General features: G+C 55.9%; 18 protein-coding genes. 14 read left to right on the forward strand and 4 right to left on the reverse strand.

The window, feature by feature from the left end:
- Nucleotides 1–2 precede the first annotated feature (2 nt).
- The 3 genes from OU997_RS17675 to OU997_RS17685 all read left to right on the forward strand — a co-directional run bounded on the left by OU997_RS17675 (nucleotide 3) and on the right by OU997_RS17685 (nucleotide 1977).
- Entirely contained in the window at nucleotides 3–608 is a 606-nt protein-coding gene (locus tag OU997_RS17675; RefSeq protein ID WP_267807826.1) for an arylesterase, read from the forward strand.
- Nucleotides 609–666: 58 nt separating this feature from the next.
- Nucleotides 667–948, forward strand: coding sequence for a hypothetical protein (locus OU997_RS17680; RefSeq protein WP_108488209.1), 282 nt, complete (start codon nucleotides 667–669; stop codon nucleotides 946–948).
- Between the two features lie 75 nt (nucleotides 949–1023).
- Nucleotides 1024–1977 carry a L,D-transpeptidase family protein gene (locus tag OU997_RS17685; RefSeq protein WP_108488208.1) on the forward strand — a complete coding sequence of 318 codons (954 nt, stop codon included), beginning with the start codon at nucleotides 1024–1026 and terminating at the stop codon, nucleotides 1975–1977.
- A gap of 130 nt (nucleotides 1978–2107) precedes the next feature.
- On the opposite strand, the gene oprI is transcribed toward OU997_RS17685, so the two are convergent.
- A complete protein-coding gene (oprI, locus tag OU997_RS17690) occupies nucleotides 2108–2359 on the reverse strand; it encodes an outer membrane lipoprotei OprI (protein WP_108488222.1) in 252 nt (83 codons plus the stop codon).
- A 508-nt stretch (nucleotides 2360–2867) separates the two neighbouring features.
- Here oprI and OU997_RS17695 point away from each other — a divergent pair.
- Nucleotides 2868–3149 carry a GNAT family N-acetyltransferase gene (locus OU997_RS17695; protein ID WP_108488207.1) on the forward strand — a complete coding sequence of 94 codons (282 nt, stop codon included), beginning with the start codon at nucleotides 2868–2870 and terminating at the stop codon, nucleotides 3147–3149.
- Nucleotides 3150–3224: 75 nt separating this feature from the next.
- Here OU997_RS17695 and OU997_RS17700 read toward each other — a convergent pair whose 3' ends face one another.
- On the reverse strand, nucleotides 3225–3959 hold the full coding sequence (locus OU997_RS17700; RefSeq protein ID WP_267807828.1) for a phosphoadenylyl-sulfate reductase: 735 nt from the start codon (nucleotides 3957–3959) through the stop codon (nucleotides 3225–3227).
- A 189-nt stretch (nucleotides 3960–4148) separates the two neighbouring features.
- Here OU997_RS17700 and thrH point away from each other — a divergent pair, with 189 nt between their 5' ends.
- Entirely contained in the window at nucleotides 4149–4766 is a 618-nt protein-coding gene (gene thrH, locus OU997_RS17705; protein ID WP_108488205.1) for a bifunctional phosphoserine phosphatase/homoserine phosphotransferase ThrH, read from the forward strand.
- Between the two features lie 52 nt (nucleotides 4767–4818).
- On the opposite strand, the gene OU997_RS17710 is transcribed toward thrH, so the two are convergent.
- Nucleotides 4819–5850: an AraC family transcriptional regulator gene (locus OU997_RS17710; protein WP_267807829.1), complete on the reverse strand. Its 1032-nt coding sequence runs from the start codon at nucleotides 5848–5850 to the stop codon at nucleotides 4819–4821.
- Nucleotides 5851–6007: 157 nt separating this feature from the next.
- On the opposite strand from OU997_RS17710, the gene OU997_RS17715 reads away from it, so the two are divergent.
- Both OU997_RS17715 and OU997_RS17720 read left to right on the forward strand, forming a co-directional pair.
- Nucleotides 6008–7042 (forward strand): 2Fe-2S iron-sulfur cluster binding domain-containing protein, encoded by a 1035-nt coding sequence (locus OU997_RS17715; protein ID WP_267807831.1) that lies wholly within the window; start codon nucleotides 6008–6010, stop codon nucleotides 7040–7042.
- Between the two features lie 29 nt (nucleotides 7043–7071).
- Nucleotides 7072–8235: an alkane 1-monooxygenase gene (locus OU997_RS17720; protein ID WP_267807833.1), complete on the forward strand. Its 1164-nt coding sequence runs from the start codon at nucleotides 7072–7074 to the stop codon at nucleotides 8233–8235.
- Between the two features lie 45 nt (nucleotides 8236–8280).
- Here the strand turns inward: OU997_RS17720 and pabB are convergent, their stop codons facing one another.
- A complete protein-coding gene (gene pabB / locus OU997_RS17725) occupies nucleotides 8281–9627 on the reverse strand; it encodes an aminodeoxychorismate synthase component I (protein ID WP_267807835.1) in 1347 nt (448 codons plus the stop codon).
- A 163-nt stretch (nucleotides 9628–9790) separates the two neighbouring features.
- Between pabB and OU997_RS17730 the strand changes: the two genes are divergently transcribed.
- From OU997_RS17730 to OU997_RS17760, 7 genes are all read left to right on the forward strand, one after another.
- Nucleotides 9791–12505, forward strand: coding sequence for a LuxR C-terminal-related transcriptional regulator (locus tag OU997_RS17730; RefSeq protein ID WP_177479870.1), 2715 nt, complete (start codon nucleotides 9791–9793; stop codon nucleotides 12503–12505).
- Nucleotides 12502–15225, forward strand: a complete 2724-nt coding sequence (locus tag OU997_RS17735) for a helix-turn-helix transcriptional regulator (RefSeq protein WP_267807836.1) — start codon at nucleotides 12502–12504, stop codon at nucleotides 15223–15225. The genes OU997_RS17730 and OU997_RS17735 overlap by 4 nt, the downstream gene beginning before the upstream one ends.
- Before the next feature lie 244 nt (nucleotides 15226–15469).
- Nucleotides 15470–15898 (forward strand): DUF6160 family protein, encoded by a 429-nt coding sequence (locus tag OU997_RS17740; protein ID WP_108488199.1) that lies wholly within the window; start codon nucleotides 15470–15472, stop codon nucleotides 15896–15898.
- Between the two features lie 88 nt (nucleotides 15899–15986).
- Entirely contained in the window at nucleotides 15987–16748 is a 762-nt protein-coding gene (locus OU997_RS17745) for a C39 family peptidase (RefSeq protein WP_108488198.1), read from the forward strand.
- A gap of 40 nt (nucleotides 16749–16788) precedes the next feature.
- The gene (locus OU997_RS17750; RefSeq protein WP_108488197.1) at nucleotides 16789–17793 is read left to right on the forward strand and encodes a transporter; all 1005 of its coding nucleotides are present in this window, start codon (nucleotides 16789–16791) and stop codon (nucleotides 17791–17793) included.
- Nucleotides 17794–17810: 17 nt separating this feature from the next.
- A complete protein-coding gene (locus tag OU997_RS17755; protein WP_267807837.1) occupies nucleotides 17811–19403 on the forward strand; it encodes an outer membrane protein transport protein in 1593 nt (530 codons plus the stop codon).
- A 9-nt stretch (nucleotides 19404–19412) separates the two neighbouring features.
- Entirely contained in the window at nucleotides 19413–20564 is a 1152-nt protein-coding gene (locus tag OU997_RS17760) for a MalM family protein (RefSeq protein WP_267807839.1), read from the forward strand.
- The last annotated feature ends 51 nt before the right edge of the window (nucleotides 20565–20615 follow it).

Below are 20615 nucleotides of genomic sequence, written 5' to 3' on the forward strand. Positions count from 1 at the left end.
CAATGCGTAAGTGGTTGATCGGTACTGCCCTGAGCCTGCTGCTGTGGGGGCCTGCGGCGTTCGCGGGTACCGTACTGGTCGTCGGCGATAGTATCAGCGCTGCTTTTGGCCTGGATACCCGCCAGGGGTGGGTCGCCTTGCTGGAAAAACGCCTGGCCGAAGAGGGTTTTGCCCACCAGGTGGTCAACGCTTCGATTAGCGGCGACACCAGTGCAGGCGGCGCCGCACGGCTGCCTGCGTTACTTGCCGAGCATCAGCCGGAGCTGGTGATTATCGAGTTGGGAGGCAACGATGGCCTGCGCGGTCAGCCGCCAGCGCAATTGCAACAAAACCTTGCGGCCATGGTGCAGGCATCGCAGCAGAAGGGCGCCAAGGTGCTGATCCTGGGCATGCAGCTACCGCCCAATTACGGTGTGCGCTACACCACGGCGTTCGCTGAGGTGTTCCCCAAGGTGGCGCAGGCGCATGACGCTGCCCTGGTGCCTTTCGTGCTGGAAGGCATAGGTGGCGTGCCTTCGCTGATGCAAAACGACGGCATTCACCCCACGGCCGAGGCACAACCCAAGTTGCTGGAAAACGTCTGGCCGACCCTGAAACCTTTGCTCTGACAGGCTTTTCTGTATCGTGCCTTTCGGCTAATGTGGCGGCCCCGTATTGGAGCCCTCAATGCCGCGTCCTGCCTGGTCCTTGCACGCCTATCAACTGATCGAGCCTGACGAGCAGCTTGACCTGTTCGCCTGCCGCGAAGTGCGCGTGCATCTGCTGGCGCGCCAGCTTGAACTGGGCGAGTTCGCTGACCGTACGCTGTGCGGTGGTTTGTTGCCCGCGCAGCCGGTATGGCGCGATCTGGACAAGACAATGTTGCGTGACAAGCGGTTGTGTCCGGCCTGTCGGGCGACATTCGAGGCGCAGAAGCGGGGCGAACGTTCGGCATTGCCCGGGCGCTGAGCTTTCCAAGCGGCTGTTCAATCGGTGTACAATCGCTGCTTACTTTTATCAACCATTTTCGTCAGGAATTACCGGATGTTGTCGCGTGCTTTTGCCGTCACCCGCTGCCTGCCACTTGCTGCTGTCTTTGCGGTAGCGTCCGCCAATGCTCTCGAGTTGCCTTTACCACCGCCTGGTGAGGACGTGGTGGGCGAGATTCGGGTGGTCAAGGCCAAGTATGAAGACACCTTCGCCGACCTGGGCGTGGCCAATGACCTGGGTTATCTGGAAATGGTAGTGGCCAACCCGGGTGTTGACCCCTGGTTGCCTGGCGAAGGCACCGAGATCATCCTACCTACGCGTTACATCCTGCCGCCTGGCCCGCGCGAGGGTATCGTGATCAACCTCGCCGAATACCGCATGTACTACTACCCGAAAGGCCGCAATGTGGTTTACACCTACCCATTGGGCATTGGTCGTGAGGGCTGGAGCTCGCCGGTTGCCAATGCGCGCATTACAGCCAAAACGCCGAACCCGGGCTGGTCGCCACCCAAGTCGATTCGTGAAGAACATGCTGCTGATGGCGATCCATTGCCTGCCTATGTGCCTCCAGGTCCGGACAACCCGCTGGGTCCTTACAAGATGGGCTTGTCGGTTCCGGGTTACCTGATTCACGGTTCGAACAAGAAGTTTGGTATTGGCATGCGCGTCAGCCATGGCTGCTTCCGCATGCTCAACCACAACGTCTTGAAGCTCGCGTCGATGGTGTCTGTGGGGACATCGGTGCGCATCATCAACGAGCCTTACAAGTTTGGTCGCAGCGGCGGCAAGGTCTATCTGGAGGCGCATGCGCCGCTGGATGATTCGGGCGATGCTTCGGTCGTGGACAAGCACACGGCGGTGATCAATGCACTGCTGAAAAATGATGCGTTCGCTGATCTGCGCCTGGATTGGGAAATGCTGCGTGAAGTGGTGGCTGCTGAAGATGGCCTGCCAGTAGAGATTGCTCAGCCTGATCAGGCGGTGGTAGCCGGCGAGTCTGCCATCTAAGCAAGCACCTGCTGCGCTCAACGAACCCGCTATGCGTAAAAGCCGGCGGGTTTTTTATTGCCCGACGAATCGCAGGCAATAAAAAAGCCGACCCAGAAACTGGGTCGGCTTGTCATAGCCTTGTGAGCTATTACTTGCGGCTGGCTTTTTCCAGCATACGCAGAGCGCGCTCGTTGGCTTCATCAGCAGTTTGCTGAGCCTTCTGAGCGGCAGCCAGAGCGTCATCAGCCTTACGATAGGCTTCGTCGGCACGGGCTTGAGCGCGAGCAGCTGCATCTTCAGTTGCAGTCAGACGAGCTTCAGTTTCTTTGGAGATGCTGCTGCAACCGGTAGCCAGAACTGCGGCCAATGCCAGAGCAGAGAATTTCAGAACGTTGTTCATCGTGTTCCCCTTGAGGTGGAGTTTTTCCATAAAAGCAATTTCCTGATGGTAGGAAATTAGCCGGCGTACATACTACCTGTAACTTGTAGTAAGTAAACGGAGGCAAGGCAAGACGCATAGATTTTTTTCTGTTTACTGCGAAATTGCCCCGTTGTTGGGCATATTTTGGTTAAAAAACAATCAGTCCTATGGCGCCTGGCAGTTCTTTGCGCAACGTTTATGGTGGTTTGATTGTGGCACTGATTGTTGAACGCTTAAGGTAGACAAGCGTCTGTATGTGCCAATGTATGGTCAGAACCCGTTGCAGTGTATGCGGCAGCAAATCAGGTAAGGGGCGGCTTGGGCAAGGTCGCACTTATGCCGTCTAAGTCATTGATTCGCGTGGCCGCAGCGGTTTTGGCCTGATAAGCTCCTGATTATTGCCTACAACTTAATAGATGCAGGGTGTGTTGATCCCGATTACGGCACGAGCCAATAGCGGGTTGCGCGAGTTAACAAAGGAGTTGCGATGAGCGAGGCGTTGTCCATTCACCATGACCTGACCGGTCATCAATTCGAAACCACAGTAGATGGTGATCGGGCGTACCTGGCTTATATGGACCTAGGGAAGCAGACCCTGGATATCTATCGTACCTTTGTTCCCAACTCGCTGCGTGGGCGCGGTATTGCTGCGGCCCTGACCGAGCATGCGCTGCAATATGCCGAGCGCCTGGGCTATACGGTGATTCCGTCGTGCTCCTATGTTGAGCGTTATATGGTGCGTCGTCAGCGGCAGACGGATAAGAGCTGAGAACACGTCACGCACAAAAAAGGCCAGTCGATGACTGGCCTTTTTTGTGCGTTTGGAATACCCAGGTTGTTGTTGTCAGTTCTTGGTGATCAGGTTGCCGGCATGCAGACCGCATTCTTTCTGTGTGGCTTCTTCCCACCACCAGCGGCCTTCACGTTCGTGCTGGTTCGGCAGAACCGGGCGGGTGCAGGGTTCGCAACCGATGCTGATAAAACCGCGCTCATGCAAGCTGTTGTAAGGCAGTTCCAGCATGCGGATATAGGCCCAGACGTCTTCACTGCTCATTTGTGCCAGTGGATTGAACTTGTACAGGGTGTTATTCGCTGTAGAAAAGGCACCGTCAATTTCCAACACCGCCACCTGGCTGCGTGTGCCGGGGCTCTGGTCACGGCGTTGGCCGGTGGCCCAGGCTTTTACCGTGGCAAGCTTGCGTCGTAGCGGGGCGGTCTTGCGGATGCCGCAGCATTCGCTATGGCCATCTTTGTAGAAGCTGAACAGGCCCTTTTGCTTGACCATAGCCTCCAGTGCAGCGGCTTCTGGCGACAATACGTCAATGCTGATGCTGTAGTGCTCGCGCACCTGATCAATAAACCGGTAGGTCTCCGGGTGCAGGCGGCCTGTATCGAGGCTGAAGACTTTGACGTTCTTGTTGAGCTTCCAGGCCATATCGACCAGTACCACGTCCTCGGCGCCGCTGAAGGACAGCCACAGTTCATCGCCAAAATGCTCGAAGGCGAGTTTGAGAATGTCTTGGGGGGACTTGTTGGCGTAGCTCGCCGCCAGTTCGGCTACGTCGAAGGGGTGGCTCATCGGGCTGAATTCCTAGTTATGGTGACGTCATGCGTCTTGTGCCGCGATGGTAGCAAAAGCCGGTTATGCGGCTAAATAACCAAGTTCAATGGTTGACCTTTCATTCGGCTATAAGGCTCTGCGTTGCAGAGCGTTGGGGGAGTCGCTAGAGTGCCGCCTTCTCAAATAAATCCAAGCTAGGAGTGTCCTGTGGAAATCGCGTGTCTCGACCTGGAAGGCGTGTTGGTCCCGGAAATCTGGATCGCCTTCGCGGAAAAAACTGGCATCGAATCGCTGAAAGCGACCACCCGGGATATTCCGGACTATGACGTGCTGATGAAGCAGCGCCTGCGCATCCTGGACGAGCACGGTTTGAAACTGTCCGATATCCAGGCAGTGATTGCTACCCTCAAGCCTCTAGAAGGTGCGGTGGAGTTTGTCGACTGGTTGCGTGAGCGCTTTCAGGTGGTGATTCTTTCTGACACCTTCTACGAGTTCTCTCAACCGCTGATGCGTCAGTTGGGTTTCCCCGCGCTGCTGTGCCATAAGCTGATCACCGATGAAACCGATCGTGTGGTCGATTACCAACTGCGCCAGAAAGATCCCAAGCGTCAGTCGGTTATCGCCTTCAAAAGTCTCTATTACCGCGTGATTGCGGCGGGCGACTCCTACAATGACACCACCATGCTCAGCGAAGCCCATGCAGGCATCCTGTTCCATGCGCCAGACAATGTGATTCGCGAGTTCCCGCAGTTTCCGGCGGTGCACACCTATGAAGACCTCAAGCGCGAGTTCCTCAAAGCGTCTAGCCGTGACTTGAGTCTGTAAAGGCTGCTGTCTAAAAAGCCGCTGGCCATTGCCAGCGGCTTTTTTATGTCTGTTAGCCAGTCGCCGGCGGTGGGTGGCCACCGCGCTGCGCATTGCGAAAAGCCGAAGGTGATTGCTGTTGCCAGCGTTTGAATGCTCGGCGGAAGTTGGCCAGGTCGGTATAGCCCAGGCTGTAGGCAATTTCTTCGACACTCATATGGCCACTTTTCAAATGCTCTACCGCCAAACGATGGCGTACTTCCTCGAGCAACGCCTTGAACGATGTGCCTTCGGCCTGCAGGCGCCGGTGAAGTGTGCGTGGTGTTAGGTGGAACAGGCGTGCGGTCAGGTTGAGTGAGGGAAAGCCGTGCTGCTTTTCCAGCATCACCCGGCGTACACGGGCACTCATTGACTGTTCAGTGCTGAGTTTGTCCAGTTCGCGTTGCAGGATTTGTTCGGCATCACGAAAGCTGGCGGCATCAGCCATTTTTAGTGGTTGGTCGAGAGCGGCAGTGGGCAGTACAAAACCATTCCAGCCCTGCTCATATTCAACTTCACACTTGCACACCTCGCAGGCCAAGTCTGCATAGCTCGGACTGGGGAAGGCAAAAGCGATGCGGTGTAGTGGGCAACTGCCCAGAGTCATGAAGTCCAATACGTTCTTGATCGCCAGGATGACGGCTTCAAATACGGTATGGCTGATTCCGCCTAGCGGAGTTGTTTCACTGAAACTCAGTCGAGTTTCGCCCGCAATTTCCTGCAAGCGCACATTGATCAGGCTGGTGCGAAGACCGATGTAGCGCTCAATCAAGTGTGCGGCTTGGCGCAAGTTTGTGCTGTTCATGGCTGCATAGCCCAGCAGGCCGTGGGTATTGACGATCAGTCGCTCCCCCAGCAGCAGGCCAAAGGCCGGCTCAGCAGTACAGCTCAGTACGTCTTCAACCAGTCGGCAGAATTGTGCAAGGGACAACGGCATTTCGTCTTCTTGCAGCTGCGCCTGGGACAGTTGTGAGCGGGCGAGCCAGGCATCTGCATCAATACCCATGTCGGTCACCAGGCTGCTGATCTGGCGAACGTACTGCATGGGAAGAATTAGATCGTGCATCTGCCTGTGCTCGGTTCTGGTGGCTAAGTGGAGAAGCGCTCGCAGCAGAATGTCAATAAATGACCTGCGCTTGTCAACCGCAAACCTCACGTAAGCGGAATGTCCTCTTTAACCTGAAGGCATTAACTGACCCATAACAAGCACAAGTGGAGGTCGTATGTTTTCACTCTTTGCGCGGGCAAAGCCCGTGACGGCCAGTATCAATGGCCGGCCGATTAGCGTTCAACCCAAGGAAACCTTACTGCAGGCAGCGTTGCGTCAGGGCGTGGCATTTCCCCATAGCTGTCGGGTGGGCGGCTGTGCCAGCTGCAAGTGCCGTTTGTTGGCGGGCCAAGTAAGGGAGTTGACCGAAACCGGCTACATCCTTACCGATGAAGAGTTAGATCAGGGCTACATTCTGGCATGCCAGAGCGTGCCCAAAGGTGATGTGTGCATTGAGGTGGATGGGGTCGCCCAGGGGCAGCCATTGGCTGTGTCGGGCCAGGTGCTGGCACAGACACGCCTGACCCATGACATCACTCGCGTGTTGATTCAACTTGAACGAAACCTGCCTTATAAGGCGGGCCAATACGCTCAGCTGAGCCTGGCTGGGTTGCCGGGCATAGCGCGCAGCTACTCCTTTGCCAGTGCCGCTCGGACTGATGGGCTGGTGAGCTTTTTTGTACGCCATGTCCCCGCTGGGGTGTTTTCCAGTTATGTGGCACAGGCTGATCTGCCTGGTCAGCGGGTCACGGTCGCAGGACCGTTGGGCGAGTTCTGGTTACGTGAGTCATCGGCTCCGCTGCTGCTGGTGGCCGGCGGCAGTGGGCTAGCCCCGCTCCTGGCGTTACTGCAACAGGCGCAGCTGGAGGGCGTAAGACGCGCTGTCACGCTGCTCTTTGGTGCGCGGCGAGAGCGTGATCTTTATGCGCTTGATGAATTGAGTGCGATTGCCGCGCAATGGCCCGCGGACTTTCGTTTTTTGCCCGTTCTGTCCGAGGCCACTGCGGAGGACGCCTGGCAAGGTGCGCGCGGGTTGGTTACCGAGCACCTGCATCAGGTGCTTGAGGCCGGTATGCATGCCTATCTATGTGGCCCACCAGTGATGATCGATAGCGTTATGGCGCTGCTGATAAAACAGGGTATCAGTCGTCAGCATATCCATGCCGACCGCTTTATCACGGCGCATAACACTCAGCTCGTAACCCTTTAGTCGTTTAATTCACAATCAAAGAGGTTTCTATGAACCTGCTGCATTACCTCAAATATTTTCTCTTTCATGCTGTCGGCCTTTTGTCTGTTATTGCGATTCTCGCCGGTGGTGCGTGGATCACTTTTGGTCTGTTAGCGATACTGGTCATATATGTGCTGGGCGATGCGTTGTGTGGTGATGACACCAGCACGCCGGACTTCAAGTACCCCGCCATTCTGACGTTTCAACTCTGGCTGGCTCTGCCTTTGTTAAGTGTTATCGTGTTTTCAGCGCTCTGGAGCGTCAGCAGCGGCGATGCTCTTGGTTTTGGCGCCGTATTGAGTTCGCTTGTCAGCTATGACCTGATCGCTGCCCGCGATGCCACGGCCAGCGTTCATCACGTGTCCACCTGGCTGATTACCGGGCTGATGATCGGTATGGTGGGCACCATTACGGCCCATGAGCTGACGCACCGTACCTGGGACCCGGTTTCTATGTTGATAGGCCGCTGGTTGTTGGCGTTCAGCTTTGACACGGTGTTCGCAATTGAGCATGTGTATGGCCATCATCGTTATGTTTCTACGCGTGAAGATCCGGCTACGGCCCCTCGCGGACGTAACGTCTACTGGCATGTTCTGGTGTCCACGCTCAAGGGCAATCGCAGTGCCTGGCGTATTGAGAAAAGACGTCTGTTGCGCAAGGGCTATGCGGTCCTGGGATGGCGTAATGCGGTGATTCGCGGCCATCTGATGAGTGCACTGCTGGTAGCGCTTGCCTACCTGGTCGGCGGTCTTGGCGCGGCGCTGTTTTTTATTGCCTGCGCGCTGTGGGGTAAGGCTTTGTTGGAAATCGTCAACTACATGGAGCACTACGGCATGGTGCGCAATCCCGCTACGCCGGTGCAGCCAAGGCATTCCTGGAACACCAACCGCCGCATCAGTTCATGGGCCATGTTCAATTTGACCCGCCATTCGCATCACCATGCTCAAGGTGAGGTGCCTTATCAGGATCTCAAGCCCTACGCCGATGCACCGATGATGATTGGAGGGTATTTGACGACCATTCTGGTGGCCATGCTGCCTCCGCTCTGGCATCACCTGATGACACCCAAAGTACAAGCCTGGGACCGTGACTACGCCAGCGCTGAAGAGCTTGAGCTGGCGGCTCAGGCCAATGCGCACAGTGGTCTTGCGGCACTGCAGAAGGCACGCTAATCAGGCTTCTTGGCGGCAAAATAGGCCGCACCTGAGCCTGCGCTATCAGCTCAGTTGCTGCAGGGTGTCGAGTAAGACACGTACTTTAGTGATGGATTCCTGGTACTCGGCCTGGCAGTCGGAGTCAGCGACAATGCCACCGCCGCCCCAGCAGCTGATTTGTCCATCTTTGGCCAGCAGGCTGCGGATGGCGATTGAGCTGTCCATTTCGCCGCGTACATCCAGGTAGAGCAGGGAGCCGCAGTACAAAGCTCGGCGGTTTGGCTCCAGCTCGTCGATGATCTGCATGGCGCGGATTTTGGGCGCGCCGGTGATCGAACCGCCAGGAAAGCTGCCGGCGATCAGGTCCAGGGCATCCTTATCCGCAGCCAACTCGCCAGTAACCGCGCTGACTAGGTGATGCACATTGGGGTAACTCTCCAGTGCAAAGAGTTCCGGAACGTTTACCGAGCCGATACGGCAGCTGCGACCCAGATCGTTGCGCAGCAGGTCGACAATCATCAGGTTTTCAGCGCGGTCTTTGCGGCTTGCCAGCAATGCATCGGCCTGGGCCTGGTCCTGCTGTGGGTCAGCATGTCGTGCGCGGGTGCCTTTAATGGGCCGGGTTTCGACCTGACCAGCACTGATACGCAGGAAGCGCTCGGGGGAAAGGCTGATGATGGCCCCGCCTTGCGCAAGGGTTTGGAAGCCGGCAAATGGGGTCGGGCAAGCTGCGCGCAGTGCCTGATAGGCGGTCCAGGGCGAACCTTCGTAGGGGGCACGAAAGCGCTGGGCAAAGTTGACCTGGTAGCAGTCACCCGCCTGGATATAGGCCTGGATACGCGCAAAAGATGCCTGATACTGGGTTTCGCTTGTATCGGCCTTGAAGGGGCTGAGCAGTCTGAAGGGCTGTGGTGTAGCCCTAGACAATGTGTTGAATAGGGTGGTCAGACGATGGCGCTCGTCGGCAGCCAGGCAAGGGTGAAAGACCAAATGACACAGCTGCTGCTGATGATCGGTAATCAAGGCCCAGGCGTATAAGCCAAACCGCGCATCTTCCAGACCCAGGTCGTCGAAAGCCCGCTCAGGTAGCTGTTCCAATCGCCGTCCAAAGTCGTAACTCAGGTAGCCAATGATTCCACCGACGAACGGAAGCGAAGTGTTTGCCGGTGGTTGGCATTGGCCAAGCTCGCTGAGGCTCTGGCGCAGACGTTGCAGGAAAGCCTTGGCCGTTTCGTCAGGCATCGGTGCCAACTCTGCCAATGGCCAGGCGCTCATAAGGTCATAGCGTCCACGCTGCGCGGTCGGACGTCCGGCATCCAGTAGAACGGCGCCGGGCGCGTCCAGGATCAGGCTGAAGTAGCGAGAAGGGTCTGCCTGGTAGGGCAGAGCCTGTACAAGACAAGTAGGCATATGGCAGGTTCAAGATGCGCGGATGCCGATTGTAGAACGTCGCTAACATTCATCCTAGAGCTTGCGAACGGGTTTACTCGGAATGCTTGTGCTTATTAGTATGGGTAAGTACCCGGATGTTCGATGTGACTCATAAAACAATAATTACTACGGGATCAAGGCCATGGATGAAGTAGCGGATCCTGCCGCTGGGAGTCTCTTGCGTGCCAAGTTGATGCCACCTCAGGCATCAGCCGATTATCTGGTCAGACCGCAGCTTGATTCTGCCCTGCGTGCCAACCCCCATGCGCGCGTGTTGCTGTTGGCTGCCCCAGCAGGTTTTGGCAAAACCAGCGCACTGGTTGCATTGGCTCAGGCTCGGGCGCAGAGCGGTCAGGCTGTCGCCTGGCTGTCGCTAGGGCCCGGTGACGATGAGCCGTCACGTTTCCTGCTGCAGTTGATCGAAGCATTGACCGGCCTGCTGCCCGGATTGGGCAATGAGGCTCAGGCTTATCTGCAAAACACCATGCGTGTGCCTGTTTCAGCTGTCATGGAAAGTCTGCTGGTGGATCTGGCGCAGTTGGAAACCCCGGTATTGCTGGTCCTTGACGATTTGCACCTGATTCAGGACAGCGAGTTGCTGGGGGCCATCAACCGGTTGATCAAGTTTGCCCCTGAAGGTTTTACACTGGCGATCGGCAGTCGTTCGCAACCGGCGCTGAACCTGGCCACTTTGCGTGCCAAGGGATTGCTGGTTGAAGTTGGTGAGCAGGAGTTACGCCTGAGCAAGGCGGAAACCCGTGAGTATCTGCAACGCTGCGGTCTGCAACTGGATGCTGTGGCGTTTTCCGCGCTGTACAGCCAGACCGAGGGATGGATGGTTGGGGTGCATTTGGCCAGCCTCTGGCTGCGCCATCAGCCCCAAGCGGCCACGCAAATTGCCGATATGGGCACCGATCAGGCCGCTGTTGGTGCATATCTGTTGCGTAGTGTGTTTGAACAATTGCCTGCCGATAAGCAGGAGCTGTTGCTTGCTTTGGGAATCGCTCAGCAGCTCAGCGGTGATTTGGCCAACGCCCTGACGGGGCGCCATGATGGTCAGTCGCTGCTTGAGGAGCTGGAAGCCATGCAGCTGTTTCTTCTACCGCTGGACCGTGAACGGCAGTGGTATCGCTTCCACAACCTGTTTGCCGAATTTCTGCGCGGTCGCCTGAAAGAGCGAGATCCTGAGCGTTTCAAACAGCTGCATTTCAATGCCAGTCTGTGGTTTACCAATCATCACATGCAGAACCTGGCTATCGAGCATGCCTGCCTGGCCGAAGACCCGGAAATGCTTGCCGCGCTGGTCGATGGCTGTGGCCTTGAGCTGATCAATCGTGGTCAGCTCAACCTGATCTATAAATGGCGCCAGCATGTGCCAGATGAGATTGCCGAGCGCTTTCCTGTGTTGGTGCTGGCGGATGTCTGGACGCGGGCTGCCGAATTGGGGCTGGCAGAAGCCAATCGTATGCTTGATGAGTTGCTTGAGCGTTGGGGGGAGGCCAAGGCCAATGGGCCGTTAAGCGACAAGCTACTGGCCACCCTGGCGATCAAGGCGGTGATTGCCTTGCAGAAGGATGATCTGCAGAGCTGCATTGCTCTGGCGCGTCGCGTCGAAGTTCAGCTCGGTCAGCACACGGCCTTCCTTGAAGTAGCCATGCTAATTGTCGGGGCTCTGGCGAATGTCATGATCGGTCAGCCGGATCAGGCCAAGCGTATGCTGGCTCTGGCCCAGCAGCGCAATCACTTCCTTGAGGGGCGTTACCTGGACATGCAGTTGGCCAACGTCGAGGTGCTGCTGAGTCTGGAGCAGGGGCAGATTCGGCAGGCCGAACTGTTGTTTGCGCAGTTGCGTGCGCGTGTCATTCCTTGGTTTGCCGATCGCTCGCGGGCGCTGGCGTTACCGACCATTACCGAGGCACTGATCGCGTATAACCAGGGTCGCCTGGAAGGTATTGAAGAACGTCTGCGTTGGGCGCTGGCAACGGTCGATGTGATCAATCCGATTGATCTCTATGCTCAGGGCATGTTGTGCATGGCCCATGTCCAGCGCATGCAAGACACCCCCAAAGATGCCTACGCCAGTCTGGTGCTGATGCAGAATCTTGCTGCGCGTAATCAGTCCTGGCGTTTCTACGCCCAGGCAGTTGCCGATGAAGTGGCACAGATTCTTCAGGAGCCTGCCGCTGATCGATTGAAGCGCGCCGAGCAACGGCTCAAGACGGTTGATTGGAACAAACTCGCTGAGCATTACCAGCACATGCGTTTCAACCCGGTGTTGTGGGTGCGTGGGCTGACTCGGATTCGCCTGCAACAGGCGCGAGGTCACTTCAGTGAGGCCTTGCATGAAATCACGCAACTGCGCGCTATGTTGTTGGACAACTGGCATGGTTTGCAGCGTCTGCGTCTCGACCTTTTGGCTGCGCTCAGTTACCAGCGACTGGGGTATCAGGAGCGCGCACAGAGTTTGTTGGTGCAGTGTCTCATCGGTGCCGAACGTGAAGGCGTGCGAAGCCTGTTTGTCGAAGAAGGTGAGGCCATTCGCTTAATGCTGCAGCAGTTGGAAGCTGCCGAGCGCCAGCCGGCGTTGCAAGGGTTTATTCGCGGTTTGCTGGCTGTTTGGCCGGGCAATGGCGCGCGGCAGTCACTTGAGGTGCTGGAGGAGGGGCTGACCGAACGTGAACGGGAGGTGGTCTGCCTGGCCGCTCAGGGTATGTCCAATGATGAGATTGGCCAACAGCTTTGCCTGGCACTCGGTACGGTCAAATGGCACCTGCACAATATTTACGAAAAGCTCAAGGTGCGTAACCGTACCCAAGCCATCCGTCGCGCCCGAGAACTGAGTCTTCTGGATCTATGAACAGCCTATCTTCACCCCGTCAGGGCAAGTTGCCGTTACTGCGAACCAAATTGTTTCCCGCTGAGTCGGCTGGCCGGCCCTTGCTGGCGCGTGCGGCACTGTTGGACCGCCTGTTCAATGCGCGCCAGCAGCGTCTGATTTTATTGAGTGCCCCTGCTGGCTTTGGCAAGAGTACGGTGCTCGGCCAATTTCGCTTGCGGTTGCTGGAAACCGGGGCGCGTGTGGCTTGGCTGTCTTGCGATGAGGCCGACAGTGAGCCGCAACGTTTGCTGCATTACCTGATTGCTGCGATTCAGGAGCAACTGCCGGGATTCGGCGCCAGTACTGCACGTTTACTGCGCGATGATCTGAGTGTGCCCAATGAGGTGCTGCTGGATTCATTCATTGCTGAGCTGAAGAAGGTTCAGGGTGATTTGTATCTGATATTTGATGATTTTCACCGGGTAAGACATGTCGACCTGGGGCCGCTGGTTAATTACTTCGTGACTCAGGTACCGGGTAATGTACGAATGATCGGCAGCACACGGTACCAGCCGCGGTTTATGGACAATGTTCCTGCTAATGCACCCTGGGCTATGTGGGTACAAGCGGATGAGATGCGCCTGAGCCGTGTGGAAACGGAAGCCTATTTTCACGAACTCAAGCAATTACAGTTGAGTGATGCTGAGCTGGATCTGCTCTATCGACGTACCGAAGGCTGGATAACCGCGCTTCACTTGGTAGCGCTAGCACTTGCCCGTCAACCTGAGCGCAGCAGCTTTCTCAATAAGCTATCCGGTACGGAACGCAATATTGCTGACTATCTGGCTGAGGATGTACTGGATCACCTGCCGCATGAGCAGCAGCTTTTTCTCGATCAGACGTCGGTGCTTGATGAGTTCAACGCCGAGCTGTGCAATGCCCTGACGGGGCGCAGTGATGGGGCCCAAATGCTGCGTCGCTTGCAAGCGGCACAGCTGTTCATCATTGCCCTGGATGAGCAGGGCGAGTGGTTTCGCTATCACCATTTATTTGCCGAATTTCTTCAAGGTCGCCTGAGTCGCAAGGGGGATCCCACCCATTTGCTGCATGCTGCGGCACGCTGGTGTGAAAGCCATGAGTTGGCCGATAAGTCAGTGAAATATGCCCTGCGTGCACGTGACTACAACTTTGCAGCAGAACTGCTTGAACGGCAGGGCGCCAGCCTGATTGCCGGAAATCAAGTCTATGGCATTTTGGTTGTGCTCAAGGATGTACCTGCTGAGGTTATCCGCGAGCACCCGGTCTTTCAGATTTTCTATGCCTGGCAATTGGCGTTTGAGCAGAAATATGCAGAGGCTGAGGCGCTGATTGAAGAAGTCAGTACCCGGCTGATGCAAGGGCGTGGCAAGCCCATGCACTTTGGCCTGGCGGTTCTTTTGGCTATGGCTCAGGTGCTCAAGGCGCTGGTGCTGCTGTATCAGGACAAGCTTGAGGCCGCGTTGCGAGTGGCGCGTCATTGGCTGGCTCTGGTACCGGACAATCAGCCTATCTTCCGTGCCAGTCTCTCTTGCATCCAGGCCGCAGCCTATGCACTGCTCGGCGATTTTGGCGATGCGGCAAAGTCAATCGCGGTAGCCCGTGACAACCTGCAGCAAGCGGACAGCGAATACCTGCACGCCGTGGTCAGCCTTATTGAAGCGCTGATCTGTAAAGAAATGGGCCAGCCTGAACGCGGCCGTATCCTCGCCGAAAGTGCCCGCGTGCGGGTCGAACAAGTGTTTGGGCGACGCAGTCGTGTGGGCGGGCCTCTGGCACTGGCCTATGCCGACTTGCTCTACGAGCAGGATCGGCATGCTGCCATTCTGGCCGAGTTGCCGCTGGCCACAACCTGGCGTGATGTGGCAACACCGGTTGAACTAATCAGCCGCGGCAAGTTGGTCATGGCCAAGGCACGTTTCTTCGCAGGGGAAGGGGAGTCGGCCCTGGCCGAGCTGGATGAGTGGCTCGCGGGCTTGCATGGGCCTGGTTATGAGCGGGTTTATGCACTCAGCATGAGCTGTAAAGTGCAGTTTTTATTGTGGTTACGTCGGCCGAATGAGGCCGAACGCACCTGTTTGCAGTTGCAGCGTCATCTGGCTGTTTTGCCAGCGGGTCGCTATGCCGATGCAGATACAGTATTGGCGCTTTCAGAGGCGCGCTTGGCATTGACAGAACGCCGCGCCGATAAGGCGCAAACCGTGCTTGAGGCCTGCCTGGCCAAACAGACGGCAGAGCATCAGCGCGACCGGCGCTTGCGTCTTGCCTTGTTACTTTCTGTGGCGTATTGGCGCAAAGGTAACAGCGATAAAGCCTTTGCCCTTTTCAAACAAACTCTGGAAGACGCTTGGGCAAGCGGATATCGGCGTATTTTCCTGGATGATGCCCTCTGGCTGTTACCACTCTGGGATGCCTGGCACGCGGTTGAAGCCAAGCGTGCTGCGGCCTGGCAGGGATTGGCCGAGCAACTACGGGAACAGTGCCGTCGCTTGTCTATAGACCTAGAAACATTTGATGAAAATCAAGACGTTAGTCATCGCGAGCGAGAGATTTTGCGTTTTGTTGCAGCAGGTTTGTCGAACCGTGATATTGCTCAAGCGGTGCACTTATCCGAGGCCACGATCAAATGGCATCTGCATAACCTGTTCGCCAAGCTTGGCGTACGCAGTCGCACTCAGGCTGTATTGAAGGGCAAGAGCCTGGGGTTATTGAGTGAGGCATAAGCCCAGTGCTGAAAAATAAGTGGGGTTAAGTGCTCCATCCCTTGGATGGGCTGGCAGTCAGGGCAGTCACCAGTAGCTTTGTCACTAGGACGAGAAGCATCGTGCTTCACGATTCCAAGCCTGGCACGAATAGGGAAGCAGTGTCAGACCTGGTAAGTGGCGTGAGCCGCTGAAGCTGAGCAGGACAGGAGTCCGGAGCAGCCTGCCGGGGACAACCCATTAGTGAACTGTGGAGACAATAACAATGAAAACCCTCAAGCAACTGGCTCTGGCCGCCGCTGTTCTGGCTGTTCCTTTCATGGCTCAAGCTGAGCTCAAAGCCATGGATGACAGCTCGCTGTCTTCCGTGACAGGTCAAGCTGGTATCAGCATTTCCGGTAACTTCAACGGCAGTATTGGCAAGATCAGCTATATCGATGACGGTAACAGCCTGAACATGGAAACCGTCGCATTCAGCGGCTTTAACATTTCCGACTCTGCTCCTGTTCTGGTCGACGTAGTGAGCACTGACATCAACGGTACTGCTACTCAGCAACTGCAAATCAGCCTGCCAACCATCACTGGTGAGGTCAGCATTGGTGCAATCAAAATGGGCACCGGCGCTAGCATCGGTTCCCTCGCTATTAATGGCATGAACATGGCAGGTACCACTGTAAAAGTATGGGGCCACTAAGTTCGCTTAGTTGCTGAGTGTGATGAAAAGTCTTACCGGTTTTGACCGGTAGGACTTTTCTCTTGATGGGCGGGAGTGCAGTGGGCGGATGATCGAAATTTTGCTAGGCAGTCTGATTGGCGTTTGGGGTTTCACCGAAGCCGTGGATACCAAGCCGCCAGCGCCAGGTACTGTATATATCAATCAACAGCTGTTGCCGGACGGTCCTTTGCGCGAGACGGTAACGCTTGAGCCGATGAGCCAACTGCAGTTTCGAAATGTAATCCGCCAGGCTTATGACTACAGCTGCGGTTCCGCAGCGTTGACCTCTCTACTTGACTATTTTCTTGGGCGCAACCTGCAAGAGCGCCAGGTCATGGAAGGTCTTTTGCAGTTTGGCGAGGCCGATAAAATCGTCGAGCGGCGTGGTTTTTCTCTGCTCGACATGAAACGCTTTGTTACTGCGCTGGGTTATAAAAGTGGCGGTTTCCGTGCGGCATTCGCTGATCTTGATGGGCTGGAACATCCCGCTATCGTGCCGATTGAATATGCCGGTTTTAAGCATTTCGTGGTGGTACGTGACGTTTACAACGATCATGTATTTGTCGCTGATCCGGCACTTGGCAATATCAGTTTCACCCGTACCCGGTTCGAAGAAATCTGGGATCAAAATGTGGTGTTTGTGATTTTTCCGAATGGTAACGAACCACCTAATGCCCTTGCCTTGACTGAGCAAGACCTGCGCATCATTGATGATCGTACGGTTAGCTTGTTGGCATTTCGTGAGTTTCCACAGATGACCAAATTCACTGAAAACCAGGCCACCGAGCTTGGCTCTGGCGGCACTATTCAGTACATCCGACGTAAATAAAAAAACGCCCGGCATAACAATAATATTTGGGGGCTGTGCCATGAGAGTTTTGTGTTGTGTATGGCTAGCCATACTGGCAACTGCTGCCAGTTCAGCGGCATATGCTGAAACAGCGTCTGTCGATCAGGCGCGTGAAGCGTTGACCAAGCAGGAAGACGATGCCGATAGCGCGAAAGCGCTGGAAGAGGTGTTTCAGGCTGCGGAAAAAAGCTACACCTTGCTCAAAAAGGGTGAGCGCACATTGACCTATGGTTTCGACTATTCACTGGTTCGCGATACGGTGATTGAGACTGTTCGTACCGGAAATAATGTGTTCAGCGTTGTTGGGCAGAGTGAAGCCCAGCACACCTTTACCAACTCCTTCACCTTTGACTATGGCGTTTGGGACAACCTGACCTTCAGTGTGCGTCTGCCCATGGTGGCTAAATACGACACTGAACGTGATCTCAATGCCTACAGCCTGGGTGATATTTCTGCCAGTTTGCGCTGGCAACCCTGGACGTCATTACGGGGTAAACCGGTCACAACGCTTTATGCCACCTTGGGGCTTCCCACCGGGAATAGCCCGTATGACATCAATACAGACAGTGATCTATCAACGGGTGGTGGTGCCTATAGCCTTGGCCTTGGTGCAAACCTTTCCTATGTTATCGATCCCGTCGTGTTGTTTGGTTCGGTTGGTTATACCTACAACGTGCCAATCACCGGTATTGGTCAGGTGCGGGGCGGCCGTCTGCTCGAAGAGGTTGATCCGGGTTCCTCTTTCTCTCTGAGCATGGGCTTTGCCTATGCCTTGTCCTATGACGTGTCACTGGCTACGTCATACCAGATGTCGCATTCCCTCAAGCCGACATTCACCTTTGCGGATGGCGAAGCTGAGGGACGAGGGCAAACCAGTTCAGTCATGAACTTCTCGCTGGGCCTGCGAACTTCGCCGGAGCGAATCGTCAACGTCAGCGCCGGTTTCGGTATGACCGAGGACTCGCCGGATGTGCTGTTGGGCATCTCCATGCCTTTGGACATCAAAGGCCTGAAGGCCCAATAAACGCGAGCGAGAACGTCATGAAAACGCGAATTTCGCTGCTCACGCGGGCGGTTCTAGGGGTTGCTCTGTTCAGCGCCAGCGCAGCGCATGCGCAACTGGCGCAGAACCTGACGATTGGTAGCCCCAAGGCCATGGCTCTTGGCAATGCTGTGACGGCAGACTTTACCGGGATCGACTCGGTGCATTACAACCCCGCCGCGCTGACCAAACTCAAGGGGCGTCAAACAACAGTCAAATTCATCACCGGGATGATGGATATTCGCGCCGAGTTTGATGCCCCGGCCGGCTATGGCGCTAATTTTCTTGGCTTGAGAAATGACTCGGTTGCCAACTCTTCCAGCCGTGCGGGTTCGGCCATGATGTACTTACCCGGTGTCGGTGGTGCAACCGAACTGCCCATGCTGTTTGCGCCTCTTGCCGGATTGTCGATCAATCCCCCCGGTTCAAAGCTGACCTTTGCAACCAACATGTACACCCCGCAAGCGCTCGGGTTTGCACGTGATGACGATGACCCAGGGCGTTATCAGGGCAAGGAGTTGGTGCTTCAGCGCTTGACCTATTTTTCGCCATCGCTTGCATATCAGGTCAACGATGAGCTTTCCGTGGGGATGTCCATTGGCTTTTCTCACCAGGCCATGGCGCTCAACCAGGACTTCCGTGCGCCGGGTATCCTCACCGGGTTTGTCGGCGTTGCCCAGGACGCACTGTGCCTGGTGGACAACAACCCATTCGAGATTTTTCTCAATATCTGTGGAGGGGAACTGGGACCCTTCACAGACATTGCCAATATCGACATTGATATGCAGCAAACACTTTCGCCAACATGGAACCTGGGTTTCCTCTGGGAGCCGAATGACTGGTTTGCTCTCGGTGCGGTCTACCAGAGTGAGGCGCGGATGCGCCTGAAAGGGCAGTATGTGGTTGACTACTCGCAGAACTGGCAGGGCTTCTGGCAGGGGCTGGACAGTTCGTTTATCGGTGCAGTTTTCAGCACGATCACTCCGGATGGGCTTTTCGATAAAGAGCGCGGTAATGTCTCGCTCAATATGACTTACCCAGCCCATTTTGCCTCTGGGATCAAATTCAAACCGCATGATCGCTGGCAAATCAATCTCGACGTCAAATGGACGGACTATGCCGCCTGGGATCAGTTCGAGCTGGAGTTTGATCGGCAACTGGATATCTTGACTATTGCCAGTCTGTTTTCACCGAAAAACGCTACGTCAACCAGCATTATCCTGGATCGTGGCTATGAATCGGTGTGGAGTTGGGCTGTAGGCGTTGAGTATCAGGTCAATGATCGTTTGAGTCTGCGTGCTGGCTATGAACCGCGGCCGTCGGCAATCCCGGGGAACAAGGCTGATGTGCTGGCGCCTCTTGGGGATGCCAAACTCTATGGGGTGGGGCTGGGTTATCAATGGGATAAGGACACTGTTATCGATCTCGGTTTTAACTACTTGGTCAGTAAGCAGGACATCCCGGCACGCTCCAGTTGCAACATCAACTGTTCGACCATCGACAGCATGGTTTACAACCCTTATGCCGATCTTGATGTAAAAACCAGTGTCAAAGCCTATGTGCTGGCGTTGACCTATCGCACCACTTTCTAGGTTATTGATATGCGTGTGCTGTGGGGCGTGTTCGGCTTTTTGATCTGCCTAGAAGTGGGTGCCAGCGGCCGTTACCTGACGTGGATTGATGATCAGGGTGGTGTGCACAACACCTTTGTGGGTGCCCCTTATGTGGCTCACCAGCGTTCAGCTGCCAGCACAATTCAACGCAGTGATCAGGCACGCTTGCGTGATGATGTGACTTCGGGCGGCTGGCCGGGCGAGAAGAGTGCTGGAGAGAGCAAGCGGCGCTATTTCACCTGGGTCGATGCCAGCGGCAACCTGCAGAACAGTTTTTACGCTGGCCAGCAGGTTCAGGCCGGTGGCGATGAGGTGCTGCTGGGTACAGGTGAGCGTTCCAGTGTCTATATCAACTCGGATGTGCTGGAGGGGCGCGATTTTGCGCGGGATGAGCAGGATGGTCGCTACTTCACCTGGGTCGATGAGCAGGGGCGCATGCGCAACTCCAAGGTGCCGCCTAAGGACGTCAAAGCGCCAACACCTACCTTGCACAATGTGCCGCTGAATCAGGGGCGAGAAGTGACCTTCGACGTCAAACCCCATAGCCTTCCGGGGTTGGACGGGCAACCAACGGCGGCTATGCAGGCCCTGCTGGCGGGAACCGAGGCCGAAAGTGAAGGGCGCTATCAGGCACTGCTCGAACGTTGCTGCGGGCAGTTGAGCGAGGATGATTTCACCCCGCTTAGCTCCGACGAGCCACGCTATGAGGAGTTGAATCGTTTTTCCCCGAGCCTGGACTTCCCTATGGGCAAGAGTTATTACGCCGCCTTGAAGCTGCCGCGTTCGCAGTATGACTTTGGCCTGCGCATTCGCAGTTTTGCCAACAAGAAGGTGGCTTATCCCTCTTTGCTGTTCCTTGACCAGGCTAAGCAGCCAACCCGTCTGGTCAGTGATGCGGTGTATCAGTTGCATGCTGAAACCTGGTACCGCTATGCCTTTATCGAGGGTACGGTGCCGGTGAGGGCTGCGGCAGGTGAGCACTATGTATTGCTGCTGACCACGGATGAGGATCGCAGTCTGCAGACCCTGGACAACAAACCGTTCAAGCGTCCTTTGCAGGCCTTGGCGTTGGATGAGGCAGGTATGCAGAGTCATGCCCACAGTGATGAGGGTGCGTTTGAGCTGGCCATTGTGCGCTGAACAAGCCAAACAACCGCCATAAAAAAGCCCGGATAATTCCGGGCTTTTTTA

Origin of the sequence: Pseudomonas sp. SL4(2022), assembly GCF_026625725.1 — a bacterium.
Taxonomy (GTDB): Bacteria; Pseudomonadota; Gammaproteobacteria; order Pseudomonadales; family Pseudomonadaceae; genus Aquipseudomonas.

Bases quoted from the DNA above. Each gene is read 5' to 3' on its own strand.
- OU997_RS17675 (WP_267807826.1), top strand. From the start codon at position 3: ATGCGTAAGTGGTTGATCGGTACTGCCCTGAGCCTGCTGCTGTGGGGG.
- OU997_RS17680 (WP_108488209.1), top strand. From the start codon at position 667: ATGCCGCGTCCTGCCTGGTCCTTGCACGCCTATCAACTGATCGAGCCT.
- OU997_RS17685 (WP_108488208.1), top strand. From the start codon at position 1,024: ATGTTGTCGCGTGCTTTTGCCGTCACCCGCTGCCTGCCACTTGCTGCT.
- oprI (WP_108488222.1), bottom strand. From the start codon at position 2,359: ATGAACAACGTTCTGAAATTCTCTGCTCTGGCATTGGCCGCAGTTCTG.
- OU997_RS17695 (WP_108488207.1), top strand. From the start codon at position 2,868: ATGAGCGAGGCGTTGTCCATTCACCATGACCTGACCGGTCATCAATTC.
- OU997_RS17700 (WP_267807828.1), bottom strand. From the start codon at position 3,959: ATGAGCCACCCCTTCGACGTAGCCGAACTGGCGGCGAGCTACGCCAAC.
- OU997_RS17710 (WP_267807829.1), bottom strand. From the start codon at position 5,850: ATGCACGATCTAATTCTTCCCATGCAGTACGTTCGCCAGATCAGCAGC.
- OU997_RS17715 (WP_267807831.1), top strand. From the start codon at position 6,008: ATGTTTTCACTCTTTGCGCGGGCAAAGCCCGTGACGGCCAGTATCAAT.
- OU997_RS17720 (WP_267807833.1), top strand. From the start codon at position 7,072: ATGAACCTGCTGCATTACCTCAAATATTTTCTCTTTCATGCTGTCGGC.
- pabB (WP_267807835.1), bottom strand. From the start codon at position 9,627: ATGCCTACTTGTCTTGTACAGGCTCTGCCCTACCAGGCAGACCCTTCT.
- OU997_RS17730 (WP_177479870.1), top strand. From the start codon at position 9,791: ATGGATGAAGTAGCGGATCCTGCCGCTGGGAGTCTCTTGCGTGCCAAG.
- OU997_RS17735 (WP_267807836.1), top strand. From the start codon at position 12,502: ATGAACAGCCTATCTTCACCCCGTCAGGGCAAGTTGCCGTTACTGCGA.
- OU997_RS17740 (WP_108488199.1), top strand. From the start codon at position 15,470: ATGAAAACCCTCAAGCAACTGGCTCTGGCCGCCGCTGTTCTGGCTGTT.
- OU997_RS17745 (WP_108488198.1), top strand. From the start codon at position 15,987: ATGATCGAAATTTTGCTAGGCAGTCTGATTGGCGTTTGGGGTTTCACC.
- OU997_RS17750 (WP_108488197.1), top strand. From the start codon at position 16,789: ATGAGAGTTTTGTGTTGTGTATGGCTAGCCATACTGGCAACTGCTGCC.
- OU997_RS17755 (WP_267807837.1), top strand. From the start codon at position 17,811: ATGAAAACGCGAATTTCGCTGCTCACGCGGGCGGTTCTAGGGGTTGCT.
- OU997_RS17760 (WP_267807839.1), top strand. From the start codon at position 19,413: ATGCGTGTGCTGTGGGGCGTGTTCGGCTTTTTGATCTGCCTAGAAGTG.